Below are 23,494 nucleotides of genomic sequence, written 5' to 3'. Positions count from 1 at the left end.
GGGCCCACGTACCTATCCCGGCCACGGATCCCGGGCCCCGGCAAATGAATCCATGTTTGCGTGAATACATCGTCGGCTGTACTTTGGGGACATGCAGACCGTCACGCAGGCTCCGGTGCTGGCCCGTTTTGGCTACGCCGTATCGGACCCCACCCGCGCCCGTGTCCTCCTGGCCCTCGCGGAAGCGCCGTCCTATCCCTCGGATCTGGCGGACAGTCTGGGCGTCTCCCGGCAGAGCATGTCCAACCACCTGACCTGCCTGCGCGGCTGCGGCCTGGTGGTTGCCGTCCCCGACGGGCGGCGCAGCCGGTACGAACTGGCCGACGCGCGGATCGGCCATGCCATCAAGGACCTAATCAACGTTGTACTGGCCGTGGATCCGGCCTGCTGCGCCCCGGACGGAGAGTGCCTGGCATGACCACCGCCCTCTACCTTCCCACCATGGAACGCCGCCGGGTACTTAGCCGGCGGATCAGGCTTTTCGCGGCCGCGACCATCACCTACAACATCATCGAAGCGGTTGTGGCGTTGTGGGCGGGCGGCACCGCGGACTCCTCGGCCCTGATCGGCTTCGGGCTGGATTCCATCATCGAAGTGGCATCGGCCGTGGCCCTGTCCTGGCAATTTTCCGCCAAGGATCCGGAGCGGCGGGAACACGTGACCCTGCGGATCATCGCAGTTTCGTTCTTCGCCCTGGCCGCGTTCGTGGCCGTCGACGCCATCCGATCCCTGGCTGGTGCGGGTGAAGCGCAGCACTCCGTGCCGGGCATCGTGATCGCGGGCCTGAGCCTTGCCGTCATGCCGGTCCTGTCCTGGGCACAGCGGCGTGCAGGACGCGAACTCGGTTCACGGACGGCCGTGGCGGATTCCAAGCAGACCCTGCTCTGCACCTACCTTTCTGCTGTGCTTCTGGTGGGCTTGGTCCTGAACAGCACCCTGGGCTGGTGGTGGGCCGACGCCGGAGCGGCACTGGTGATCGCCGGCATCGCCATCCGCGAAGGCGTCAACGCCTGGCGCGGGGACGCGTGCTGCGCGGTTCCCCACGCCGCGGACCTCGGCGGACAGGAGGACGCGTGCTGCGCCACTCCCGGCGCCGCAGCACCCGGCGAACCGACAGACACCTGCTGCCCCGCTCCGAGCACCGCAGCACCCGCCAAAGCAGAAGACCCCGGCGAAGCGGCCACGCTTCCGGGGACCACAGAAGGGGACGGCTGCTGCCCGGGCTGCTCCAGCACGGCGGCCACGTCCGCCAAACACCAACCTCTGGGCCTGCCGATCGTCCGGAAGGGCTGACCGGTGGGCAGCGGCCACAACCATAGCCACAGCGCGGACGCCCACAGCCAGCGGGGCAAACTCCTGCTGGTTTTCGCCATCACGTTCACGGTGATGGTGGCCGAGGTGGTCGGCACGGTCCTCACGGGCAGCCTGGCGCTGCTGGCCGACGCGGGACACATGTTCACCGATTCGGCCGGGCTGCTCATTGCGGTGATTGGGGCGTCACTGGCCCTGAAACCCGCCACCTACAAGCGCACGTGGGGGTACAAGAGGGCGGAGATCATCGCAGCAGCCGGCCAGGCCGCACTGCTGCTGGGCGTCGGCGGGTTCGTCATCGTCGAGGGCATCCGCCGCCTGGTTGAACCACCCGAGGTTGGTGGGCCACTGATGCTGTGGTTCGGCGTCGTGGGCCTGGCAGGCAACGCGGTGGGACTGCTGGTGCTCGCTTCCGCGCGCCACCACAGCTTCAACATGAAAGCGGCCTTCCTTGAGGTGCTCAACGACGCCCTCGGCTCAATCGCGGTGATCGTGGCCGCGCTGGTTATTGCGCTGACCGGATGGACCCGGGCGGACGCCGTCGTCTCCCTGCTCATCGGCGTGCTGATCATTCCCCGGACACTGAAACTGCTCCGGGACACCGTGAACGTGCTGATGGAGAGCACTCCGCCGGGCCTGGACCTGTCCGAGGTCCGACGGCACATCCTGGCGCTCCCGCATGTCATCGACGTGCATGACCTGCATGCCTCCCTGGTCGCCTCAGGCGTCCCCGTGCTCTCCGCGCATGTCACCGTCCAGGATCAGTGCATGCGCGACGGGCACTCGGCCACCATCCTGGCCGACCTGCAGCGCTGTGTTGCCCAGGACTTTGACGTCAGCGTGGAGCACTCCACCTTCCAGATCGAACCCGCAGCCCACCGCGACCAGGAAAGCATCCCGCACTGACGGCGCAGCCGCGCCAGCGGCACCCAAGCCGCCTGCCGCCGTCGGCCCCGAACACTGTGACACCGCACGCCGGCAGGTCCGGGCTCCCCGCCCTACGCCGGCACGGACTCCTTGGCCCGTTCCGGGGCGGAAGGCACGACGGCGGGATCCAGCCTTTTGTTGGCCCAGCGGCGGAGCGGCCGCTCCACGCAGCGGAAGGACGCGTAGGCCAGCAGCACGGTGAGGACGGCGGTCAGGGCGATGCGGACGGGAAGGTGCGGGATGAGGGGCATCAGCAGCAGGTAGACGGGCAGGTGCCAGAGATACAGGCCGTAGGACAGGTCGCGGCCGGGGCGCGCCAGCCACGGATGGCTGAGGAGGCGCGACAGGAAACCGGCCGGCTGCAGGACCAAGGAGCCGATCAGGATTGCGGCCAGCAGCGCGAGCGCCGTGGGTCCGGCCGTCCAGAACGCGTTGAACCACGGGCCGGGAGTGTCGGGTTCCTTGAGCAGGAACAGCGCTGCCACCAGCGCGAGGCCGGCGGGGGCAGCGGCCCAGCGGGCTGCGGACACGAGGACGGTGTGGAGCCGGGAGCCCTGGCGTACAGCGGTGAACAGCAGGGCAAGGGCGCAGCCGACCAGGAGTTCATCGGCCCGGGTGTCCGGTCCGTTGTAGATCCGGTCCAGCGGTTCGCCGGCAGTGACCAGCAGGAACCGGTTCAGCACGAACGCGCCGGCCAGGGCCACCGTGGCCAGGGCTGCCGTGCGGATCTTCCAGAAGCGGAGCATCACCAGCAGGAGCACCGGCCACACCAGGTAGAACTGTTCCTCCACGGCCAGGGTCCAGGTGGGCCCCAGTGTTTCACCGGCAATCGAGTCGCCGAAAAAGCCAAAGTGCGCCAGGTTCATCACGTAGGCGGCCGCCGGCAGGACAAACCCGGCCTGGCCACCCCAGCCCGACCCGGGAAACACAAGACCGGTGGCCACAATCACCGCGCAGAGCGCCAGGAGCGCAGGCCACAGCCGGGCCAGCCGCTTGGCATAGAAGATGCCGAGATGGAGCCTGCCGGTGGCAAGGCGCTCCTTCATGATCAGCAGGGTGATCACGAAGCCGCTGAGCGTGAAGAACACGTCCACGCCGATGGATCCGCCCGGCATGGAATCGGTGGCGGTATGGAAGAAGAACACGCCCGCCACGGCGATGGTCCGGAGCCCGTCCAGGGCATGCTTGCGCCCGGCGATGACCCCTGCTCCGGGTGCCGAGGGCCTTCCTGATGCTGACACTTTTGCGCTGCTTATCCTCAAAACCACTAAGCAAGCATATATAACGTTTCCATAACTGCGCTGGGTGGAGGCTGGGCGCCGGCTGAAACTGCGGCGTCCGTCGGCCCTTGTTTCCGGGTAGTTGGCGGCGCAGAACTGACGATGCTGCACCGGAGTCCGGGAGCCAGCCACGCTGCTGGCTCCCGGAGCGTAAGGCGTGGATGTGGCCCACCCCCGAAAACTGGTTTCCCTTGGGCCACATCCGCGCCGGCTATGAGGGCACGGCCGTGCCGGGAGGTGGCTGGTGCGTGGCAGGGGCGGTCATGGCTTGGTCCTTCGACGGCAACTGAAGGCCGTCTGCCTGACCCGGGGTCAGCTTACAAGACCCGCCGCCGCTGCAATAGGGGGTTCAGCCGTAGTTTTCGCTCAATTACCCCGTATTAATGGATGTGTGGCGGACGGCCCCGGGTTCCTGGACCGGCCGGCCAAACCAGGAGGCAAGGGCATCCGCCAACCCGTCCGCGGAGCCTTCGCCCACCCAGGCGACGTAGCCGTCCGGGCGGACCAGGACTGCCGCCGGGGCGGCGACCTTGCCCAGCACGGGAAGCTGCCACGCGCCGTCGTAGGTTGCGGTGACGTGCTCTACGCGCCCTGACCAGCCGCCCGCCTGCAACGTTTGGCCGCCGAACTCCAGCAGCACCGGCCGGGCCCGGTGCAGCAGTTCGTAGACCCGCATGGAGCCGCGCGGGGTGGAGATGTCCAGGTCCGGCATCCGGCGGCCCAGCAGCGGGTGGCCCGTCCCAGGGTGGTAGGAAACGTCCAGGCCGGAAATGAGTGCGGCGACCGGCGTGCCCGCCCCGTCGACCCGCAGGACCTCGTCGAGCAGTCCCCGCAGCGCCTCCTGCCGGGGGTCGGCTTTTTGGAAGAGGGACTGTGCCATGGTGTACCCCAGCGCCCTGGCCCCGGCGGGATGGCGCTCGGCATGGTAGGTGTCCAGCAGGCCTGCACCTGAGATTCCCCGGACCACCTGCCCCAGCTTCCAGCCAAGGTTCACGGCGTCCTGCAGTCCCAGGCCGATGCCCAGCCCGCCGGTGGGTGAATGGACATGCGCGGCGTCACCGGCCAGCAGCACGCGGTCCTTCCGGTAGGACTCCGCCTGCCGGGTGGCATCCGTGAACCGTGACAGCCAGATGGGGCTGTGCACGCCGAAATCCGTCCCGAACACGTCCGTGAGGGCCTGCCGCAGGTCCTCCATGGTGGGCTCGGCGGCCGGACCCAGAGCAGTCTCGGTAACCACTACCCGCACGATCCCGTTTCCCATCGGGTAGAGCCCGTGGATTCCTCGGGCGTCCACCTTCCCCTGCTGCGCGGGTTCCCCGGCAACCTTGACCTCGGCGATCAGGCTGCTGCGGGTCGCGTCCGGACCCGCCATCGGAATGCCGGCAGACCGCCGCACCATGCTGCGCCCGCCGTCGGCGCCCACGACGTACCCGGCCCGCACTGGACCGGCGCCGGCAAGCTCAACGTCCACGCCGTCGTCGTCCGCGGAAACTCCGATGACCTCCACGCCGCGCCTGATCGGCACCCCAAGCTCCTCCACCCACTCCAGCAGCAGCCGCTCGATATGGTTCTGGAACAGAGCCAGGGTGTAGGGGTGGCGCGTGGGCAGGCTGCCCAGGTCCAGCTGCGTGCCGCCAAAAGAGGCCGTCTGGACGGTCTTGCCTTCGGCGAGGAACCGTTCCGCGATGCCGCGCTGGTCCAGCAGCTCGATGCTCCTCGAATGGATCCCGCCGCCGCGGGACCCGGCCAGTTCCTGGGAAGGCCGCCGCTCCAGGACCAGCGCGTCCACTCCCGCCAGCCGGAGTTCCCCCGCCAGCATCAGCCCGGTGGGCCCGCTTCCCACAATCACTACCTCGTGCATCCCAGCCTGTCCCCTCGTTCGTGGACCGCCAGTATGCGCCAGCCCCGGGCCCTTGCCGCAAGGCCCCCTGCGCGCGGTACCTTGGAAATGGAAGGGGAATTTCCCTGGCGCTGTCGATCTCCGCTTCCCTTGTGCGTCGTATTGGTAGAGGCTCCAGTGAGGAGCCTTTGAAGCCAAGCGAACGGAGCACAAAGATGTCCAAATACCTGATCCTGATCTACCAGGACGAGTCGGTGGCCAGGCAGGCCGAGGGCGAATCGATCAGCGCCAGCTACCAGGAATTCATGCAGCGCCGCGGTTCCTCCCTGCTCAGCGGAGCCGCGCTGCATCCCTTCTCCACGGCGACGTCCATCCGGCGTGACGGGGCCGGCGGCTTCCTGGTGACGGACGGCCCGTTCATCGAGTCGAAGGAAACCCTGGGCGGCTACTACCTCATCGAGGCGGCAGACCTCGACGAGGCGATGGAGATTGCCAAGGAGGTTCCCGCCGGCGTCGGGGTAGAGGTGTGGCCGGTGCGGGTGGTCAGCTGATGCAGCGGGCTGCCGGCACGGAGGTTGCCGCCGCGGTGGCGGATGCGCACCGCCGCGAGTGGGCCTTTGTGCTGGCGGCAACGGTGCGCGTCGCGGGTGACATCGACACCGCCGAGGAAGCCGTCCAGGACGCGTATGCCAGTGCGCTGTCGGCGTGGGGCTCGAGCGGGATTCCAGGGAATCCGGGGGCATGGCTGACCGTGGCGGCCCGACGGCGGGCCCTGGACATGCGCCGGCGTGCGGCTACGGCGCAGCGGGCCCTGCCCAAGCTGCTGGACCCGGAGGAACGCGGCGGCAGCGGGCCTGACATCGGCGGACAGGAGATTCCGGACGACCGGCTCCGGCTGATCTTCACCTGCTGCCATCCGGCCCTGGCACTTGAGGCCCGGGTGGCGCTGACCCTCCGGCTGCTGTGCGGACTGTCCACCGCGGAGGTGGCGCGCGCGTTCCTTGTCCAGGAACCCACCATGGCAGCGCGGATCACCAGGGCAAAGAAGAAGATCGCCGCGGCGAAAATCCCGTACCGCGTACCGGCGGTTTCCGAGCTGCCTGGGCGGGTGGAGGCAGTCCTGTCGGTGGTCTACCTGGTGTACACCACCGGGCATACCGCCCCCTCGGGAGGTGACCTGATGCGCCGGGACCTGGCCGAGCGCGGCCTGGAGCTGGCAAGGATGCTGCGGGTCCTGTTGCCCCATGACCCCGATGTTGCGGGGCTCCTGGCCTTGATCCTCCTCACGGAAGCCAGGACCGCCGCACGGGTGGACGGGCATCATGACGCCGTCCTGCTGGAGGACCAGGACCGGTCGAAATGGGACCGCCGGGCCATTGCGGAAGGCACGGCCCTCCTGCGTGAAGCTTTGGCATCGCGTCCGCCCGGCCGCTTCGCCCTCATGGCGGCCATCGCCGCTGTCCACGACGAGAGCGGCTCCTGGGCGGAGACCGACTGGGACGAAATCCTGGGCCTGTACAACCTGCTGATGGAACGGTGGCCCTCCCCGGTGGTCCGGCTGAACCGGGCCATTGCCCTCGGCTTCGCCGCAGCCCCGCCGACGGGCTGGCTGAGCTCGACGCCCTGGGAGCCGAACCGCAGCTGGCGCGGTATCCGTACCTTTCTGCCGCCCGCGGCGAGTTCCTTCTCCGGCTCGGCCGCCTGGAGGAAGCGCGCACAGCGTTTGAGGAAGCCATGATCCTCACGGACAACGAAGCAGAACGCCGCAACCTCCGCAGCCGGCTGGACAGGCTGGCCCGCTAACCCCGGCGGGCAAGGGGAAAGCCCCTCCTAGGAGGGGCTTTCAACGTTATTGTCACTTGTCTTCAGGTAATGGTCAGCGGTGATGCACTCCCCCTTCCCGGACGCCCCGGCGCCCATCCGGACTATGACCTACATCACTTTAATAGGGCCCGGAGGTGGGGTAAAGGGGTTCCGTGCCAAAAATTGGAAGGACGTACGACGCCGTCCTGCCGCCCGGGCGGGCAGCCCGGCTTTCCAGGATGGACAGCCTGTGCCCCCGGAACCCTATTCCCTGGTCCAGATAGAGACCCAGTCAAGCAGGACATGTCCCTGCGTTTCAGGCGCGGGGCAGCTGGGCGAGCAGGATTCGGTCTGCAGGATGTAGTGCATTGGCTTGGTTGGCGTGAATCTGGTGGAAATGCCAATGGATTTTCCGTCGAGGAAGAATTCGATGCCGTCGGGCCGCCACTCCGTGGTGGCGATGTGCCAGTCACCGTAGGGCTGGTTGGGCCGGAGGACGTCATTGTCGTGGATGCCGTTGTCCATGCCATGCACGGCAGCATAGATGACCTTGGACAGGTCCCCTTCGGGGAAATCGATCTCGCCGTCCTCGGGCCACTGCTTGCTGTCGGGCCACAGCAGCCACGCCAGCTTGAAGCCAGGCAGGACGTCGGCCTTGAAGCGCACGGAGTAGCGGCCGTACACCTGGCTGTTGTAGGGCCGCTGGCTGGCGCCGTCGAATTTGGGTGATGGCGCGGCACCCATGGCAACGCCGGCTTCAGAGTGCAGGAACATGTCCAAAACGCCGTCGTGGACGCTCAGGACTTTTGAGGGGAAATACCCGGATGTCCGCTGGCCCTTCGGCTGCTGCTGGGCGGCCGTGTCCGGCGTACCGTCAGCGTAGTTGGCGCTCCATCGCGTGCTGTAGACGGGGCCCGGGAAGCCGCCCAGGCCAACATCTCCTTCGGCGAAATCCTCTGCGAAGACCTGGCGCCAGCCGGGGAGGTCGCCGACGGGCACGGCATTGGAGGCCGCGGACGGGTCTGCGGGCCGGGACGGCAGCGGGGTGACGACGGAAGGCTCGGCGGTACTGAGGGGATCGGCGCCGGGAGGAGGCGCATCCGGGGTTGGGTCCGCCGAACCGGTGGCAGGTTCGGTGTCAGGGTTCTGGGGCGTCCGGTCGGCACTTTGGGGCGGCCCGGAACCCGCAGGACCGCTGAGGTCGCCACAACCCACAGCAGTCAGGGACATCACCGACACGAGGGCAAGAGCCCCGGCGAAGTGCTGGAATGTCTTCATTGGCGTCCCTCCTGCCACAAGGAGTGATTGGATTCTACCGCCGGGGCATTCCAAGCCGGCACCGGAGTTGCTGCGGCTGCTTGCATGGCCATCCCCCTTGGACTCGCGGAGGGACGCCGGGTGAAGTCCTGCCCGGCAGCCCTATCCCCTTGTCCGGTCCACCCTACGGGCTGCCCGTCAGCCGGTCATGAGTACCGGGTACTCATGTTTCCGGATCCTCACCCGGGGCGGGCACCCCGGGTACCTGTTTTGGCTCAACAGACCCCGGGCAACCCGCCCCGTCGGGGGGCTTAGAGGTCGAGCAGCAGCCCCTGCGGGTTCTCGATCGCATCGGCCACGAAGCGAAGGAAGCCGCCCGCCGTTCCTCCGTCGCAGACGCGGTGGTCGAACGTCAGGGTCAGCTCGGTGACCTTGCGGACGGCGAGCTCCCGGTTGACCACCCACGGCTTGTCGATGATCCGGCCCACGCCGAGGATGCCCACCTCCGGGTGGTTGATGATCGCCGCTGAGCCGTCAACGCCGAACACCCCGTAGTTGTTCAGCGTGAATGTTCCGCTGCCCAGCTCCGCCGGGGTTGCCTTGCCGTCGCGGGCCACCTGGGTGAGGCGGCGGATCTCGGTGTCCAGTTCCCGGGCGCTGAGCTTTTCGGCGCCGCGGACCGAAGGCACCACCAGGCCCCGGTCGGTCTGGGCGGCGAAGCCCAGGTTGATGCCGTCGAACGACACGATCTCCTGCGACCCGTCCCCGGATGTTTCGATCCGGGTGTTCAGTTCCGGGTACTTCTTCAGCCCCGCGGTGACGAACCGGGCGATGAAGGCCAGCAGCCCGGGGACTTCCGCGCCTGTGGCCTTGAGGCCTTCGCGCAGGTCCAGCAGCGCCGTGGCGTCCACGTCCACCCATACGGTGGCTTCGGGGATCTCGGAGCGGCTGCGGGCCATGTTCGCCGCAACCGCCTTGCGGACGCCCCGGACGGGGGTCCGCGCGGCGATGCCAAGGCCGGTGCGGGCGTCGCGGTCCTGCGGTTCTGCGGACTCGACCGGAGCCGACGGCGCTTCAACAGGTTCGGCTTGAGGCGCGGCTTCCGGTGCTGCCGCCGGTGCAACCGTCCGCAGGGCGGCCTCCACGTCGCGGCGCATGATCAGTCCGCTGTCGCCGGACCCGGAAATCTCCCCGAGGTCCACGCCGTGCTCCCGCGCCATCCGACGGACCAGCGGTGAGATCACGGCGCCCAGCTTTCCGGGCACCCGGGTACGCAGGAGCGCGAGCTCGTCTTCCTTGGACAACTCGGGAGCAGCGGAGTCGGCACGGTCAGCCACCGCCACAGAAGACTTCCGGGCACGGGTACGCCGTGCAACGCCATGCCCACCGGGAGTTCCATACCCGATCAAAACATTTCCAGATCCAGCTTTTTCTTCCTCCCGGTACGTTTCCGCCTCAGCTGCCGCGGATGATGCCGCCCCGGGAGTGGCATCGGGCCTGTCGGAGCCGGCAGCATCGTCCGCAGGACGAATGCTGCCCGGCGAAGGGGCGGGGGCGGCATCATCCGCGGCGGCAACCGGGTCGCCCAGTTCGGTTTCGGTGGGCTTGGTCTCAGGCTCACCGACAGGCGTCACCGAGATCAACGGCTTCCCCACGTCAATGGTCTCCCCCGGCTTCCCGTGCAGTTCGGCCACGATCCCGGCGTAGGGTGACGGCACCTCGACGGCGGACTTGGCGGTTTCCACCTCGGCGATCGGCTGGTCAACGGCGATCTCGTCCCCAACCGAAACATGCCAGGAAATCAGTTCGGCTTCGGTGAGGCCTTCGCCCAGGTCCGGCAGCAGGAATACGCGTGGTTCGCTCATGGTCAGTTCTCCCACTGAAGGTCGTCAACGGCGTCGAGGATGCGGTCCACGCCGGGCAGGTAGTACTTCTCGAGTTTGGGCGCCGGGTACGGGACGTCGAACCCGGTGACGCGGCGGATGGGGGCGGCCAGGTAGTGGAAGCAGCGCTCCTGCACCCGGGCCACAATCTCGGAGGACACGGAGGCGAAGCCGTGGGCCTCCGCGATGACCACGGCGCGGCCGGTCTTCCGCACGGACTCGCAGACGGTGTCGTCGTCGAACGGGACAATCGTGCGCACGTCAATGACTTCCAGCGAGCGCCCTTCCAGCGCCGCGGCTTCGGCGGCGGCCAAAGCAGTGGGCACGGAGGGACCGTAGGCAATCAGCGTCGCGTCGGTGCCGGGACGCGCGACGGCGGCCCTCCCCTCCGAGGTGCGTCCCGCCGTCGTGCCTTCCATGGAAGCAGCCTCCTCGTGGAGGCGCCGCAGCTCACCGAGGTCCACCGAGTCCTTGGTCCAGTACATCTTCTTGGGTTCCATGAAGACGACGGGATCGTCGGAGTCGATGGCTTCGCGGAGCATCCGGTAGCCGTCCGCCACGGTGGCCGGGGTGTAGACCTTCAGGCCTGCGGTGTGGGCGTAGTAGGACTCGGAGGAGTCGCAGTGGTGCTCCACGCCGCCGATGCCGCCGCCGTAGGGGATGCGGATGACCATCGGCAGCTTCACGGCGCCCTTGGTGCGGTTGTGCATCTTGGCCACGTGGCTGACGATCTGCTCGAACGCCGGGTACGCGAACGCGTCGAACTGCATCTCAATGACGGGGCGCATGCCGTTGATGGCCATGCCCACGGCCATGCCGACGATCCCGGACTCGGCCAGCGGGGTGTCAAAGCAGCGCTGCTCGCCGAACGTGGCGGTGAGCCCGTCGGTAATGCGGAAGACGCCGCCCAGCATGCCCACGTCCTCGCCGAACACCAGGACGGAGGAGTCCGCGTGCATGGCGTCGGCGAGCGCGGTGTTCAGGGCTTTGGCCATGGTGACGGGCTGGGGTCCGGCGGCTTCGGCAGACGCCGCGGCGGAGGCTGCGGCCCGGGCGGTGGCGGCGCTGACGTTGCCGTTGGCCTCGGACGAGGTGGTGATGGTGGGGCTCACTTGCCGGCCTCCTTTGAATCTGTAGCTGCTGCGTCGCGGGCAAGCTCGTCGGCCAGCATGGCGGACTGCTCTTTCAACTGCGGCGTCTGCCGGGCGAAGACGTGGCGGAACAGTTCCTGCGGGTCCACGGGGACGTCCTCGCTGAGGCCCTCCCGGAGCTGAGCGGCAACCGCCTCGGCGTGCTCACGGATCCGCGCTTCGCCGTCGTCATCCAGCAGGCCCCGCTCGGTGAGATACACCCGCATCCGGTTGACCGGATCCTTGGCCCGCCACTCCGCAACCTCGCTGTTTTCCCGGTAGCGGGTGTCGTCATCGGCATTGGTGTGGGCCTGCATGCGGTACGTGTTGGCTTCCACCAGCAGCGGCCCCGAGCCCTCGCGGGCGAGCTTCACGGCGCGGTCCAGGACGGCAAGGAGGGCCACAACGTCGTTGCCGTCCACGCGTTCGCCCGCCATGCCGTAGCCCACGGCCTTGTGCGCCAGCGACGGCGCCACGGACTGGTGCGCCAGCGGCACCGAGATGGCGTACTTGTTGTTCTGGACGAAGAAGATCACCGGCAGGTGGAAGACGGCGGCGAAGTTGAGGGCTTCATGGAAGTCACCTTCGCTGGTGGCGCCGTCACCGCACATGGCCAGCACCACGGTGTCCTCGCCGCGGAGCTTGGCGGCGTGCGCAACCCCGACGGCGTGCAGCAGCTGGGTGGTCAGCGGCGTGCACTGGATGCCCACCTTGTATTTGAGGGGGTCGTAGCCGCCGTGCCAGTCGCCGCGGAAGATGGTCATCACCTGGACGGGGTCCACGCCGCGGGTCATCACGGCCACGGCGTCGCGGTAGGTGGGGAACATCCAGTCGGCGTCCGAGAGGCACAGTGCCGCGGCCACCTGGCAGGCTTCCTGGCCGTGGCTGGAGGGGTAGACGGCCATGCGGCCCTGCCGGACCAGGGCGGAGTTCTGGTCGTTGACGCGGCGTCCGACGACGAGCTGCTCGTAGGCTGCCAACAGTTCAGTATCGCCGGGCACGGGGTATTCGTGGCCGGGCTGGGTGCCCTGCTCACCTTCAGGGATGAGCCGGCCGTCCGGATCCACCATTTGGATCTGGTGCCGGGCGGGGAGCATGTAATCCTCCACCGTGATGCCGAACTTCTTCACAGCTTCCGTCAGCGCATCGTCTGCGGGTGCGGTGCTGGCGGTGTCCGGCGCGGTGTGGTCTGCGGAGATCGTCATTGGTCCGTCCTTCGGTAGCCACTATTCCCTCCCAGTATTGTCCTGAGCGAGGTTTCGTATCCAGTACCTGCGCGGATCGTGGAGAAGCTGCGTTGAAGTGCCTACTATGGAAGACGATTTGTAACTGTGACGTGCATTACCGACGGGAGCCGTGGACAAAATGGCGGGCAAGGATGCGGCGGCTGAGGTTCCGCTGGATGAGATCGACCGGCGCATCATCAGTGAACTCACCCGGGACGGCCGGATGTCCGTGACGCAGGTGGCGGAGAATGTGCACATTTCGCGGGCACATGCGTATTCCCGGATTGCCCGGTTGACCGGCGACGGGGTGCTCACCAGGTTCACGGCACTGGTGGATCCGATCAAGGCGGGGCTGAAGTCCTCCGCCTACGTCACCCTGAAGCTGAAGCAGGATTCGTGGCGCGAGCTCCGGGACCAGCTGGGCGCCATCCCGGAAGTGCACCACATTGCCCTGGTGGGCGGCGACTTCGACGTGATCCTGCTGGTGCGGGCAGTGGACAACATCGACCTGCGCCCGGTGATCTTCGACCAGCTCCAGACCATGCCCGGCGTGCTGGACACGCAGACGTTCCTGGTCTTCGAGGACGTTGATACGCGGTAAGACCGGATGATGTCCGCGTGCCCGCGCGTGGTTGCCCCTCAAACGGCCGCATACTGTGGACATGAAATTCACCACCACCATCCAGGGCAGCGGCAACACCACAGGCATCGAGGTACCCGACGAGGTGGTCAGCGCCCTGGACGCCGGACGCGGGCCGCCGGTGGTGGTCACGATGAACGGTGCGAGCTATCGCAGCAGCATCGCCGTGATGGGCGGCAGGAACATGGTCAGCCTGAGCGCCGCCAACCGGCAGCTCACCGGGGTCGCTGCCGGCGATACGGTGGAGGTGGGTCTGGAACTGGACACGGAGCCGCGGGTGGTGGAGGTTCCCGAGGACCTTGCCGCCGCCCTGGCGGCCGAACCCGAAGCGAAGGACTTCTACGGCACGCTTAACTACAGCAGCCAGCGCCGCTACGTTGAGCCCATTACCGATGCGAAGACCCCGGAAACCCGCTCACGCCGGATCGCCAAGGCGGTAGAAGACCTCAAAGCGAAGAAAAAGTAGGCGCCGCGGCAGCAACCCGGCGGCCACGCGGCCCAGCTGCGGCAGGGCCCTGAGCGTATGGAACGCAGCGCCACACTGCTGGACACTACGCCCTTTTATCAGTGTACTTACTATCTCCGCGAATGTAAGGGGAAGCAGGCGTGCGTCAGCGCTGCTTCCCGCCCAGCCGGCGCTACCCCTGCTCAGGTATCCAGTAGGGGGCATCCACTCCTGCGCCGGTCAGGTTGTCGCAGCGGACCAGCTGGGTGCCGATGCGCTCCAATGGACAGTCAACGTAGGTATTGAGGACCTCGTCGTCATAGCCCGTGGTTGCGGCATCGGGCAACGGAATGAGGAAGAGTGCCGGGAAAACGGCAGCAAAAACCGGGACGTGGCGCTTGAACACGGCTGGGCTCCTTGAATTCAGCAAGGAAGGTTTGGGGGGGCAGCCAGCCCAGGACCTGGGCGGGTGCAACTGGATCCCCCAGCCGATTCCAACATGCGAGTTCCGCTAACGCGGGACTCTCCGGCAGACCCAAGGTACACCGGCGCCGCTCCCGCCAATAAGGGTGGCCGCACCCCAAATAGAGCCAACGGGCTACCCCAACAACAAGGCCTGGCTACCCAAATGGCGAGGGGTAGTGCATTGGGGAATCCCCCCGCTGTGGTCCTTAAATCGCCGTGCCGCACAAATGACCGTGCCGCCGTAACGTGGGCCTGTAAAAATTGAGGCGACCTTGATGCATTCTTGACCAAATCCGCGCAAGTCCTTGAGGCACGCCCTCCACAGTGATGCGTGAAGGACGGGAGCGCAGCTTGATGCACCTGGGTACTGGGCCCAGCACCCCGCGCCTGCGTCGGATAAAACCGATGGTCTCAGTTGCCTGGCGGCGCTAAGCAATCGCGCCGCCAGGCAACCACCCCCCATTCCACTAAAGCCAGGGGCCTGCGGCGGAGGCACGGATCAGCGTCGATCCGAAAAAGCTGCCAGGCCCCACTATCCGTCCAGCACCGCCGCGCTGCTGTGCCGCGGCACCACAACGTGTACGGCGTTGCGCTCCACGGTGAAGTCTGCCGGCGTCATCGTGGCGATCTCGCCGTCGAGGTTCACCGGCAGCGGCGGCTCGGTGACCAGCCTGGCGTGCTGGGTGGTCAGGTGGTGGACACCGTCCCGCTCCACGAAGCTGCCGTCCTTGAGCAGCCGGGCGATCCGTACATGCTCCCTGAGCGGCGCTCCCGGAATGGCATAGATATCCAGGGTGTGGTCGTCGATTCCTGCGGTGGGCGAGACCGCGTTGCCGCCCCCGTAATGCCGGCCGTTGCCTATGGCCACCTGCAGCATGTCGTCGAGTTCCAGCGTTCCGTGGTCCCCGTTGGGGAATTCGAGGCGGGCCCGAAACGGCTTGTGCCGGGCATAGGCGCGGACCGCCGCAACAGGGTACGCCAGCGGCCCGAGTGACCGCTTCAGGCGCGGGCTGAGGCTTTCGGTCACCCCCACTGACAGGCCCACGGACGCGACATTGAGGAACGGCTCGCCGTTCACCCGCCCAAGATCGATGTCCACTACCTTCCCGTCGGCGAGCGCCGCGCACGCCGCGTCCAGGCCGGCGGGGATCTCCAGGGTGCGGGCCAGGTCGTTGGCGGTTCCCAGTGGAAGGACCCCCAGCACGATCCCGGTTCCGGCGAGCCGGCCGGCGGCAAAGGAGACGGTGCCGTCACCACCGCCCACCACCACCAGGTCATGCCCGGCGGCAACCACCTGCTCCAGGGTCCCGGCCAGGTCGGCGCCGGACCGGACGTGGTGCACGGCGGAAATTGGCAGGCCTGCCTTCTGCAGCTTGCCCACCGCCAGCTCCGGCGCAGCCCCCAGGCGCGCCCCCGCATTGATCACCAGCGCAGCGGAGTCCGCATCCCGGGCAGCTTTCATGGGGACCATCCTAGGTGGGTGGAGCTGGGAGGTTCCTGACGGGTCACTTCCTGCGGCGCACCACCAGCACGATGTACAGGGCGGCGGCCACGGCCACCAGAGCCCCGATGCTGACCCCTGCGCTTGGACCGTCCATGCCGGAACTCCTTTGCAACCTCGTGGCTTATCGACATCACCAGCCTACGTCCGGCCCGGCGACTGCCGCCGCTCCGCCAAGTCGCAACCGCGGAAAGACAGCGCGAAACCGGTTAGCATCGGGGCATGCCGTCCCTGTCCGTGGTCATCCCGTGCAAAGACGACGCCGAATTCCTCGAGCACTGCCTCCAGGCCCTGGCGTCCCAGACCATTGCGCCGCTGGAGATCATCGTGGTGGACAACAACTCGGCGGACCACACGGCGCAGACCGCCGCCGCGCACGGCGTCCGCGTGCTGCACGAGGCCGTCCCCGGGATCACGGCCGCGGCGTCCGCCGGCTACGACGCGGCCCGCGGGGACGTCATCGCCCGGTGCGATGCGGACACTGTTCCGCCGCCGGACTGGCTGGAGCGCATCGCCGCCCGGTTTGACCGGGAGCCGGACCTTGCGCTCCTTACCGGGCCCGGGGTCTTCTACGGCACCGGCAAAATCCGCAGCCGGCTCGCCGGCATCGCCTACATCAAGGCCTACTTCGTGCTGATGGGTGCCGCGATGGGCCACTGGCCGCCCTTCGGCTCGAACTGCGCGTTCCGGCGCCGGGACTGGGAGCGGGTCCGCACCCGGGTGAGCCGGCTGGACCGGGACGTGCACGACGACGTCGACCTCGGCTTTGCGCTCGACCCCACCCGGCGCACGGCCTACGACAGCTCGCTGCAGGTGGGCATTTCGGCCCGGGCACTCGCTGGCGGAGCGGCGGCGAGGCTGCGCTTCAAACGCGCCTTCCACACTCTGGCCGTGCATTGGCGGCAAGTGCCGCCGTGGGAGCGCTGGAACCGGACCCTGGACGCGAACCGCGGGCGCCGCCGTCGGACGTCACCCCCAAGCTGATCCCGGGAACACGAGCCTGCCCCGGGAACCCAGCCAACGACCTATGCCAACCAACGACCTATGCCGGGCCGAACCGCTCCGGGTACAGCAGCGGCAGCTGCAGGGTGAGCCAGGGGCTGAACGCCCAGGGCGTGGCAGCCACGGCGGCGGTGATCAGGGCAGGATCGGTCCACTGCCATTCCATGACCTCGTCCGCACGGGGCTGCAGCGGCGACGCGGCACGGGCCGTGAAGACGGGGCAGATCTCGTTTTCCACCACACCTGAGGCATCCACGGCGCGGTACCGGAAGTCGGGCACCTTGAGCTCCACCCGGTCCAGTTGCAGGCCCAGCTCGTACTCCCCCCGGCGCCGCACAGCGTCCTCAATGTCCTCCCCGGGGGCAGGATGGCCGCAGAAGGAATTGGTCCAGACGCCGGGCCAGGTCAGCTTGGACAAGGCGCGGCGGGTGATGAGGATCCGGCCGTCGGGATCGTACACGTGGGTGGAAAAAGCCAGGTGCAGCGGGGTGGCGGACGAATGCACCGAGGCCTTGTCCTCTACGCCGACCGGTGACCCGTCGTCCGCGGCCAGGACCACCTGCTCTGCCTCTGCGTTCAATTGCCCTCCCATGGGTGCCCGTGTTTACTTTACCTATGGATATGGGGACCACGCTGGCGCACACCGATGACGGCCAACTGGTCAATGAAGTTCTGGATTCGTTCTTCACGCAGGCCAAGGCGAGGGCCGGTGCCATGCATCCGCATTACCTCCGCCTGTGGCAGCACCTTGAAGCCTGCACGGTGGGCGGCAAGCGCTTCCGCCCGCGGCTGGTCATGACCGTGTACTCCCTGCTGGGTGGCCGCGACAGGAGGGCGGCAGCCACCGTGGCCGCGTCCTTCGAACTCCTGCACACCGCCCTGATCGTGCACGACGACGTGGTGGACCGGGACTTCACCCGCCGCGGTGTCCCCAACCTCGCCGGCACCTACCGCAGCCTGGCCGCGGACCAGGGCGGCGACGCTGACCGGGCCGAGCACACCGGCCTGTCCGCCGCCGTCATCGCCGGCGACCTTGCCCTCTCCAACGCCTACCGGCTCCTGGCGGACGCCGCTGCGGAACCGGACACGCGGCAGCGGCTGGGCGACCTGCTGGACGAAGCCGTCATGGCGTCCGCGGCCGGTGAACTCCTGGACGTGCTGGCCCCGCTGAACCCGAACCCCCAGGCGGTGGACGAGGTCCTCGAGATGTCCAAGCTGAAGACGGCCGTGTACTCCTTTGACGTACCGCTGCGCGCAGGGGCCGTCCTGGCCGGAGCGGAGCACGCGCTGGTGGACGCCCTGGGCGAGTTCGGGCGGATCATCGGGACCGCGTACCAGGTGGCGGACGACCTGGTGGGCGCGTTCGGCGACGAATCGAGGACCGGCAAGACCGGCTGGGGCGACCTGCGCGAGGGCAAGCGCACGGCCCTGATCTCCTACGCGGCGCAGCAGCCGCACTGGACCCGCATCCAGGAACTGCTCTCCCGGGACCTCACGGCCAGGGACGCCGCCGAAATCCGCGAACTGCTGGTGGCGTCCGGGGCGCGGGACAAGACCCTGAAGCTCGCCGCCGACCTCACGGAGCGGGCGCTGGACGTCCTGGTCCAGCCGCTCGTGCCGCAGGTGCTGCGCGACGGCCTCTCCCCGCTGTCCCGCCTGGTGACCGAACGCATGGGCGCATGAAGCGGGACCGCGACGCGCTGGCCGACTACACGGCAGCCGCCCTCAAAGCCTCCGGCGTGGTGCTGCGCGCCTACTCCAGTTCCTTCGGCCTGGCGTCCCGGCTGTTCGACGACGGCGTGCGCCGCCAGGTGGACTCCGTATACGCGCTGGTGCGGGTTGCGGACGAGATTGTCGACGGCGTGGCCTCCGCCGCGGGCCTGTCCCCTGACGACAGCCGGCGGCAGCTGGACGGGTTCGAGCAGGAGACCGAACACGCCCTGGCCACCGGCTACAGCACCAACCTGGTAATCCATGCCTACGCGGACACCGCCCGCCGGACCGGCATCGGCACCGACCTCACCCGCCCCTTCTTTGCCTCCATGCGCGCGGACCTGGAGCAGGTGGAGCACACCGAGGAGTCCTTCACACGGTACGTCTACGGTTCGGCGGAGGTGGTGGGCCTGATGTGCCTGCGCTGCTTCCTGTACGGGCACCCGATAGCTGCGGAGGAACGGGCGCGGCTGGAGCGCGGCGCCCGGCACCTCGGCGCAGCCTTCCAGAAGATCAACTTCCTCCGGGACCTCGCCGAGGACTTCACCTCCCTGGGCCGCAGCTACTTCCCCGGCGTCTCGCCCGCCAATTTCGACGAAGCCCACAAGATACGGCTGCTGGCGGACATCGACCACGACCTGCACGAGTCCCGTGCGGTGCTGCGCGGCCTGCCCGGCTCCAGCCGGCTGGCGGTGGCCCTGGCCCAGGAGCTCTTTGCCGAGCTCGCCGAGCGGATCCGCGTCACGCCGGCGCCGGACCTGATCAGCGCCCGGATCAGCGTGCCCACCCACGTGAAGCTGCGGATCGCTGCCGCGGTGCTCACCGGCCGGCGGGGTCTGGAATCCGCAGGCCCCGGCCCGGCGCCGGTGGCAGCACAATGAGGAGGGTGCCCGTACGGACCGGGCAGGCGGTGGTGGTCATCGGCGGCGGCATCAGCGGATTGGCGACGGCGGCCCTGCTCGCCACCGAGGGGCACCAGGTCACCATCCTGGAGAAGCAGGAAGCCCTGGGCGGCCGCGCCTACACGTTCAGTGAGGCCGGTTTCCGGTTCGACGCCGGGCCCTCCTGGTACCTGATGCCGGAAGTCATCGACCACTACTTCCAGCTCCTGGGCAGCTCCGCGGAGCAGGAACTGGACCTGGTGAAGCTGGACCCAGGCTACCGGCTGATCTCCGAGGGAGCGGGCGGACCGGTGGATGTGCCGGCCGGGCGCTCCAAGGTGGTGGAACTGTTCGAGCGGCTGGAGCCCGGCGCCGGTGCCCGGCTGGAGCAGTACCTGGACTCCGCCGCCGAAACCTACACCATGGCCAAGCGCCGGTTCCTGTACCCGACCTTTGAGTCGTTTGCCCCGCTGTTGACGCCGGACATCCTGGCCCGGCTCCCCCGGCTTGCCCGGCTGCTGCTGCAGCCGCTGCACTCCTACGCCAAACGCTATGTCAGCAACCCCAGCCTGCAGCAGATCCTGGAGTACCCGGCGGTGTTCCTGGGCGCCTCGCCGTTCACCGCGCCCAGCATGTACCACCTGATGAGCCACCTGGACCTGGACGTGGGCGTCTCCTACCCCATGGGCGGTTTCGCCCGGCTGGTGGAGGCGCTGGAACGGCAGGCACGCGAGGCCGGGGTGACCATCCAGTCCAACACGGAAGTCCTGGCGATCGAAACGGTTCCCACCGGCTCCCGGCGCCGCCCGGCGGCCGTGCGCGGGGTGCGCTGCCGCATCGGTGACGGCGCGCAGGAAAGCCTGGCGGCCGACGTCGTTATTTCCGCTGCTGACCTGCACCACAGCGAAACTGCCCTGCTCCCCCGGCACTTCCAGACCTACCCCGAACGGTACTGGTCGCGGCGCACCGCCGGCCCCAGCGCGCTGCTGCTCTACCTCGGCGTGCGCGGCGGGCTGCCGCAACTGGAGCACCACACGCTGCTGTTCACCGCGGACTGGGAGAAGAACTTCAGGGCGATCTTCGGGAAGGACACGTTCATCCCGGAGCCGGCGTCGATGTACGTCTGCAAGCCCAGCGCCACGGATCCCGGGGTGGCGCCGGAGGGGCATGAGAACGTGTTCGTGCTGGTCCCCATCCCGCCGGACCCGGGGCTGGGCGGCAGCGGCGACGAGCGGCTGGAAAAGGCGGCCGACGCCGTGATCGGCCAGCTCAGCGAGTGGGCGGGCATCCCGGACCTGGCGGAACGCATTGTGGTGCGGCGGATGTACGGTCCGGCGGATTTCGAGCGGGACTACCACTCGTGGAAGGGCACCTCCCTGGGACCGGCACATACCCTGAAGCAGAGTGCATTCTTCCGGGCGGGCAACGTCAGCCGCAAGGTGCAGGGGCTGTACTACGCCGGGGCATCGACCATTCCGGGAATTGGCATTCCGATGTGCCTGATCAGCGCCGAACTGGTGGTCAAGCGGCTGCGCGGAGACACCAGTACAGGCCCGCTCCCGGTGCCGTTGCGTCCGGCCATGGCGGAGCGGGGAACCCTGCCGGACGGCACGCCGGCATGACGGCGGCGGCGTACCTGGTGTTCCTGCTGGCGTCGCTGGGCTGCATGGTGCTCCTGGACCAGCGGCTGCGGTTGTTCTTCTGGCAGGACGCGCGCCGGGCAGCCGTGGTGCTCGCCGCGGGGCTGGCGTTCTTCCTGGCCTGGGACCTGGCAGGCATCGGGCTGGGCATCTTCTTCCGCGGGCACAACAAGACCATCGGGATCGAGCTCGCCCCGGAGCTGCCGCTGGAGGAACCGGTGTTCCTGCTGTTCCTCTGCTACCTGGTGATGAACCTGTTCCAGCTGTTCCGTCGCTTCCTCGAAACCCGCTCACTCCACCCCGGGAAGGTGGACTCTTGAGCTACTGGGCCCTGAATGCCGTGTTCCTGCTCGCCGCCCTTGCCGCCGGAACCGCCGCAGCCTTCGCCCTCAAAGGCCGCGCCCGCAGCCGAGCCCTCGCGGCGGCAGGCGGGACGGCCGCCGTCGTCCTGGTCCTCACGGCCGTCTTCGACAACCTGATGATCGCCGCGGGCCTGTTCACCTACGCCCCGGACATGATCTCCGGGGCCCTGCTGGGCCTGGCCCCGCTGGAGGACTTCGCGTACCCGGTGGCCGCCGTGCTGCTGCTGCCGGCGCTGTGGATCCTGCTGGAGCGGAATTCCAAAACCGCTGCGCCGAAGACCCGCACGCCCACGGACCGAGCGCCAAAGGGGCGGCCATGAAAACCTTCCGGATGCTCCTGCTCTCCTCCCGCCCGCTGTCCTGGGTGAACACGGCCTACCCGTTCGCCGCCGCGTACCTGCTCACGGCACGGGAAATCGACCTCGCCTGGGTGATCGGCACACTGTACTTCCTGATCCCGTACAACCTGGCGATGTACGGCATCAACGACGTGTTCGACTACGAATCCGACCTCCGGAACCCGCGCAAGGGCGGCGTGGAGGGCGCGGTCCTGGACCGGACCATGCACGCCATCACGCTCCGGGCGGCGATCGGCACCAACGTGCCCTTCCTGGTGGCGCTGGTGATCCTGGGCAGTCCGCTGTCCTGGCTGGTGCTGGCCATCAGCATTTTCGCGGTGGTGGCGTACAGCGCGCCCGGGCTGCGGTTCAAGGAGCGGCCGTTCCTTGATTCGGCCACGTCCAGCACGCACTTCGTGAGCCCGGCGGTGTACGGGCTGGTGCTGGCGCAGGCACAGTTCACGGCCCCGCTGTGGGCGCTGCTGGGGGCGTTCTTCCTCTGGGGCGTGGCCAGCCATGCGTTCGGCGCGGTGCAGGATGTGTTGGCGGACCGCGCCGGCGGCATCGGCTCGATCGCCACCGTGATCGGCGCCAAGGCCACGGTGCGGTTTGCGGTTGTGGCGTACCTGGTCAGCGCCGCGCTGCTGCTGCTCACGCCGTGGCCCGGACCCCTCGCGGCCCTGCTCCCGCTCCCCTATGCGCTCAACATCCTCCCCTTCGCCGGCGTGACGGACGAGGACTCCGAGCGGGCGCACCGCGGCTGGGAGCGGTTCCTGTGGCTGAACTACGTCACCGGGTTCCTGGTCACCATGCTGCTGATCTGGTTCGTGTCGGTGCGGTAAGCGGGCACGCGCGTTTTTTGGGGACGACGGCGGCCCGGCAGCTTCCGCCGCGAACCCCACGTCCCGACCCGCATCCTCGCCACCGACGCGCATCGCCACCTGCGACGCGCATCCGGCTTCCCGACGCGCATCCGGCTTCCCGACGCCCACCCGGCTTCCCGACGCGCACCCTCACCACCGACGCGCATATTCCTTTTCGCGACCCACATTTGGTGCGCGCCAGGGAATCTGGGCCGCACAAATGACTATGCGCGTCGAATTCGCGGCAGCCCAGGCGATTGTCACCGGCCCGATTACCTGCCGAACCACGGTTTTCCCTAGAGTGGAGGGTGGCAACAGCGGATGGAAGGGCGGCGAGTGGCATGAGTGCTCCGTTCCGCTTCCCCCGTGCCATAGCGTTCACCGCGGCCATGTTCGCCCTCGCCGCGGGAGCCCACGTTCTCGCAGGGGGCCTGCTGCCGCAGCCGGCCATCGTCGCGGGCATCGTGGCTCTGGTCCTGGCACCGGTCACGATCCTGTCGAAGACCAAGATCAACATGCCGGCGATGATCGCGCTCCTGGGCTCCAGCCAGCTGGTCCTGCACTGGGCCTTCGACGCGTTCTCGGTGTCCGCATCGTTCACTCCCACCGCCGCCAGCCACGTCCATGACGCCTCGGCAGTGCCCCTTTCAACGGCCCTGATGCCGGAACATGCTGCCGTACCGGGTGCCCTGATGCTGGCCCTGCACGCCGCGGCAACCCTGGCCACGGCGTTGGTCCTGGCCAAGGGCGAGGCGGCTGTCTGGGCGCTGGCCGCCTGGCTGCGGCCGCTGGTCCGGATCCTGTCTGCCGTCGCCATCCCCGAGTGGCCGCACGTTCCCGCGCCGGCCGCCGTCGTCATTCCTTTCCAGTGGCGGAGCCTGCGCCTGCCTGCGCTGCGCGGGCCGCCGGCCTTCCACGCCGCAACCTGACGCGGCTCCCGACTTTCCGCGCCGCCCCCACCTGCCCACAGGCACCTGCCCCGGCGAG

24 protein-coding genes are annotated in these 23,494 nt (G+C 68.3%); 15 read left to right on the top strand and 9 right to left on the bottom strand.

The window, feature by feature from the left end:
* Positions 1-91: 91 nt before the first annotated feature.
* The 3 genes from PUN71_RS01550 to PUN71_RS01540 are packed head-to-tail and all read left to right on the top strand — an operon-like array spanning position 92 to position 2,217.
* The gene (locus tag PUN71_RS01550; RefSeq protein WP_043449369.1) at positions 92-418 is read left to right on the top strand and encodes an ArsR/SmtB family transcription factor; all 327 of its coding nucleotides are present in this window, start codon (positions 92-94) and stop codon (positions 416-418) included.
* Positions 415-1,293 (top strand): cation diffusion facilitator family transporter, encoded by an 879-nt coding sequence (locus tag PUN71_RS01545; protein ID WP_277797107.1) that lies wholly within the window; start codon positions 415-417, stop codon positions 1,291-1,293. Before PUN71_RS01550 ends, PUN71_RS01545 begins: the two co-directional genes overlap by 4 nt.
* A gap of 3 nt (positions 1,294-1,296) precedes the next feature.
* Positions 1,297-2,217, top strand: a complete 921-nt coding sequence (locus tag PUN71_RS01540; RefSeq protein WP_277797106.1) for a cation diffusion facilitator family transporter — start codon at positions 1,297-1,299, stop codon at positions 2,215-2,217.
* 92 nt (positions 2,218-2,309) lie between these two features.
* On the opposite strand, the gene PUN71_RS01535 is transcribed toward PUN71_RS01540, so the two are convergent.
* Positions 2,310-3,479 carry an acyltransferase family protein gene (locus PUN71_RS01535; protein WP_277797105.1) on the bottom strand — a complete coding sequence of 390 codons (1,170 nt, stop codon included), beginning with the start codon at positions 3,477-3,479 and terminating at the stop codon, positions 2,310-2,312.
* Between the two features lie 409 nt (positions 3,480-3,888).
* Positions 3,889-5,379, bottom strand: a complete 1,491-nt coding sequence (locus tag PUN71_RS01530; protein WP_277797104.1) for an FAD-dependent monooxygenase — start codon at positions 5,377-5,379, stop codon at positions 3,889-3,891.
* Positions 5,380-5,573: 194 nt separating this feature from the next.
* Between PUN71_RS01530 and PUN71_RS01525 the strand changes: the two genes are divergently transcribed.
* Positions 5,574-5,909, top strand: a complete 336-nt coding sequence (locus PUN71_RS01525) for a YciI family protein (protein WP_277797103.1) — start codon at positions 5,574-5,576, stop codon at positions 5,907-5,909.
* The gene (locus PUN71_RS01520) at positions 5,909-7,096 is read left to right on the top strand and encodes an RNA polymerase sigma factor (RefSeq protein ID WP_277797102.1); all 1,188 of its coding nucleotides are present in this window, start codon (positions 5,909-5,911) and stop codon (positions 7,094-7,096) included. The genes PUN71_RS01525 and PUN71_RS01520 overlap by 1 nt, the downstream gene beginning before the upstream one ends.
* 329 nt (positions 7,097-7,425) lie before the next feature.
* On the opposite strand, the gene PUN71_RS01515 is transcribed toward PUN71_RS01520, so the two are convergent.
* From PUN71_RS01515 to pdhA, 4 genes are all read right to left on the bottom strand, one after another.
* Positions 7,426-8,439: a glycoside hydrolase family 16 protein gene (locus PUN71_RS01515; RefSeq protein WP_277797101.1), complete on the bottom strand. Its 1,014-nt coding sequence runs from the start codon at positions 8,437-8,439 to the stop codon at positions 7,426-7,428.
* A 290-nt stretch (positions 8,440-8,729) separates the two neighbouring features.
* Positions 8,730-10,283 carry a dihydrolipoamide acetyltransferase family protein gene (locus PUN71_RS01510; RefSeq protein WP_277797100.1) on the bottom strand — a complete coding sequence of 518 codons (1,554 nt, stop codon included), beginning with the start codon at positions 10,281-10,283 and terminating at the stop codon, positions 8,730-8,732.
* Positions 10,284-10,285: 2 nt separating this feature from the next.
* The gene (locus PUN71_RS01505; protein WP_277797099.1) at positions 10,286-11,413 is read right to left on the bottom strand and encodes an alpha-ketoacid dehydrogenase subunit beta; all 1,128 of its coding nucleotides are present in this window, start codon (positions 11,411-11,413) and stop codon (positions 10,286-10,288) included.
* The gene (gene pdhA, locus PUN71_RS01500; protein ID WP_277797098.1) at positions 11,410-12,636 is read right to left on the bottom strand and encodes a pyruvate dehydrogenase (acetyl-transferring) E1 component subunit alpha; all 1,227 of its coding nucleotides are present in this window, start codon (positions 12,634-12,636) and stop codon (positions 11,410-11,412) included. The genes PUN71_RS01505 and pdhA overlap by 4 nt, the downstream gene beginning before the upstream one ends.
* 160 nt (positions 12,637-12,796) lie before the next feature.
* On the opposite strand from pdhA, the gene PUN71_RS01495 reads away from it, so the two are divergent.
* Together PUN71_RS01495 and PUN71_RS01490 are read left to right on the top strand one after the other, a co-directional pair.
* Complete coding sequence (locus tag PUN71_RS01495) at positions 12,797-13,258, top strand: Lrp/AsnC family transcriptional regulator (RefSeq protein WP_277797287.1); 462 nt, start codon at positions 12,797-12,799, stop codon at positions 13,256-13,258.
* Positions 13,259-13,319: 61 nt separating this feature from the next.
* Entirely contained in the window at positions 13,320-13,763 is a 444-nt protein-coding gene (locus PUN71_RS01490) for a YdeI/OmpD-associated family protein (RefSeq protein ID WP_277797097.1), read from the top strand.
* Positions 13,764-13,935: 172 nt separating this feature from the next.
* Here PUN71_RS01490 and PUN71_RS01485 read toward each other — a convergent pair whose 3' ends face one another.
* Positions 13,936-14,148, bottom strand: coding sequence for a hypothetical protein (locus PUN71_RS01485; RefSeq protein ID WP_043449261.1), 213 nt, complete (start codon positions 14,146-14,148; stop codon positions 13,936-13,938).
* Positions 14,149-14,739: 591 nt separating this feature from the next.
* A complete protein-coding gene (locus PUN71_RS01480; RefSeq protein ID WP_277797096.1) occupies positions 14,740-15,669 on the bottom strand; it encodes a lipid kinase in 930 nt (309 codons plus the stop codon).
* Between the two features lie 261 nt (positions 15,670-15,930).
* Here PUN71_RS01480 and PUN71_RS01475 point away from each other — a divergent pair, with 261 nt between their 5' ends.
* A complete protein-coding gene (locus tag PUN71_RS01475) occupies positions 15,931-16,692 on the top strand; it encodes a glycosyltransferase family 2 protein (RefSeq protein WP_277797095.1) in 762 nt (253 codons plus the stop codon).
* A gap of 58 nt (positions 16,693-16,750) precedes the next feature.
* Here PUN71_RS01475 and idi read toward each other — a convergent pair whose 3' ends face one another.
* Positions 16,751-17,290 (bottom strand): isopentenyl-diphosphate Delta-isomerase, encoded by a 540-nt coding sequence (gene idi, locus PUN71_RS01470; protein WP_277797094.1) that lies wholly within the window; start codon positions 17,288-17,290, stop codon positions 16,751-16,753.
* Between the two features lie 35 nt (positions 17,291-17,325).
* On the opposite strand from idi, the gene PUN71_RS01465 reads away from it, so the two are divergent.
* The 7 genes from PUN71_RS01465 to PUN71_RS01435 all read left to right on the top strand — a co-directional run bounded on the left by PUN71_RS01465 (position 17,326) and on the right by PUN71_RS01435 (position 23,436).
* Positions 17,326-18,393 carry a polyprenyl synthetase family protein gene (locus PUN71_RS01465; RefSeq protein WP_277797093.1) on the top strand — a complete coding sequence of 356 codons (1,068 nt, stop codon included), beginning with the start codon at positions 17,326-17,328 and terminating at the stop codon, positions 18,391-18,393.
* The gene (locus PUN71_RS01460; protein WP_277797092.1) at positions 18,390-19,304 is read left to right on the top strand and encodes a phytoene/squalene synthase family protein; all 915 of its coding nucleotides are present in this window, start codon (positions 18,390-18,392) and stop codon (positions 19,302-19,304) included. The genes PUN71_RS01465 and PUN71_RS01460 overlap by 4 nt, the downstream gene beginning before the upstream one ends.
* Positions 19,301-20,926, top strand: coding sequence for a phytoene desaturase family protein (gene crtI, locus PUN71_RS01455; protein WP_502859763.1), 1,626 nt, complete (start codon positions 19,301-19,303; stop codon positions 20,924-20,926). The genes PUN71_RS01460 and crtI overlap by 4 nt, the downstream gene beginning before the upstream one ends.
* Complete coding sequence (locus PUN71_RS01450) at positions 20,923-21,264, top strand: lycopene cyclase domain-containing protein (protein ID WP_043449270.1); 342 nt, start codon at positions 20,923-20,925, stop codon at positions 21,262-21,264. The genes crtI and PUN71_RS01450 overlap by 4 nt, the downstream gene beginning before the upstream one ends.
* Complete coding sequence (locus PUN71_RS01445; RefSeq protein ID WP_277797090.1) at positions 21,261-21,626, top strand: lycopene cyclase domain-containing protein; 366 nt, start codon at positions 21,261-21,263, stop codon at positions 21,624-21,626. The genes PUN71_RS01450 and PUN71_RS01445 overlap by 4 nt, the downstream gene beginning before the upstream one ends.
* On the top strand, positions 21,623-22,486 hold the full coding sequence (locus PUN71_RS01440; RefSeq protein WP_277797089.1) for a prenyltransferase: 864 nt from the start codon (positions 21,623-21,625) through the stop codon (positions 22,484-22,486). Before PUN71_RS01445 ends, PUN71_RS01440 begins: the two co-directional genes overlap by 4 nt.
* 362 nt (positions 22,487-22,848) lie before the next feature.
* Entirely contained in the window at positions 22,849-23,436 is a 588-nt protein-coding gene (locus PUN71_RS01435; protein ID WP_277797088.1) for a hypothetical protein, read from the top strand.
* The last annotated feature ends 58 nt before the right edge of the window (positions 23,437-23,494 follow it).

This window comes from Arthrobacter sp. NQ7 (assembly GCF_029581595.2).
GTDB lineage: Bacteria > Actinomycetota > Actinomycetes > Actinomycetales > Micrococcaceae > Arthrobacter > Arthrobacter phenanthrenivorans_B.
The sequence above is the reverse complement of the archived record's forward strand: the minus strand, read 5'-3'. Positions and strand labels throughout refer to the sequence as shown.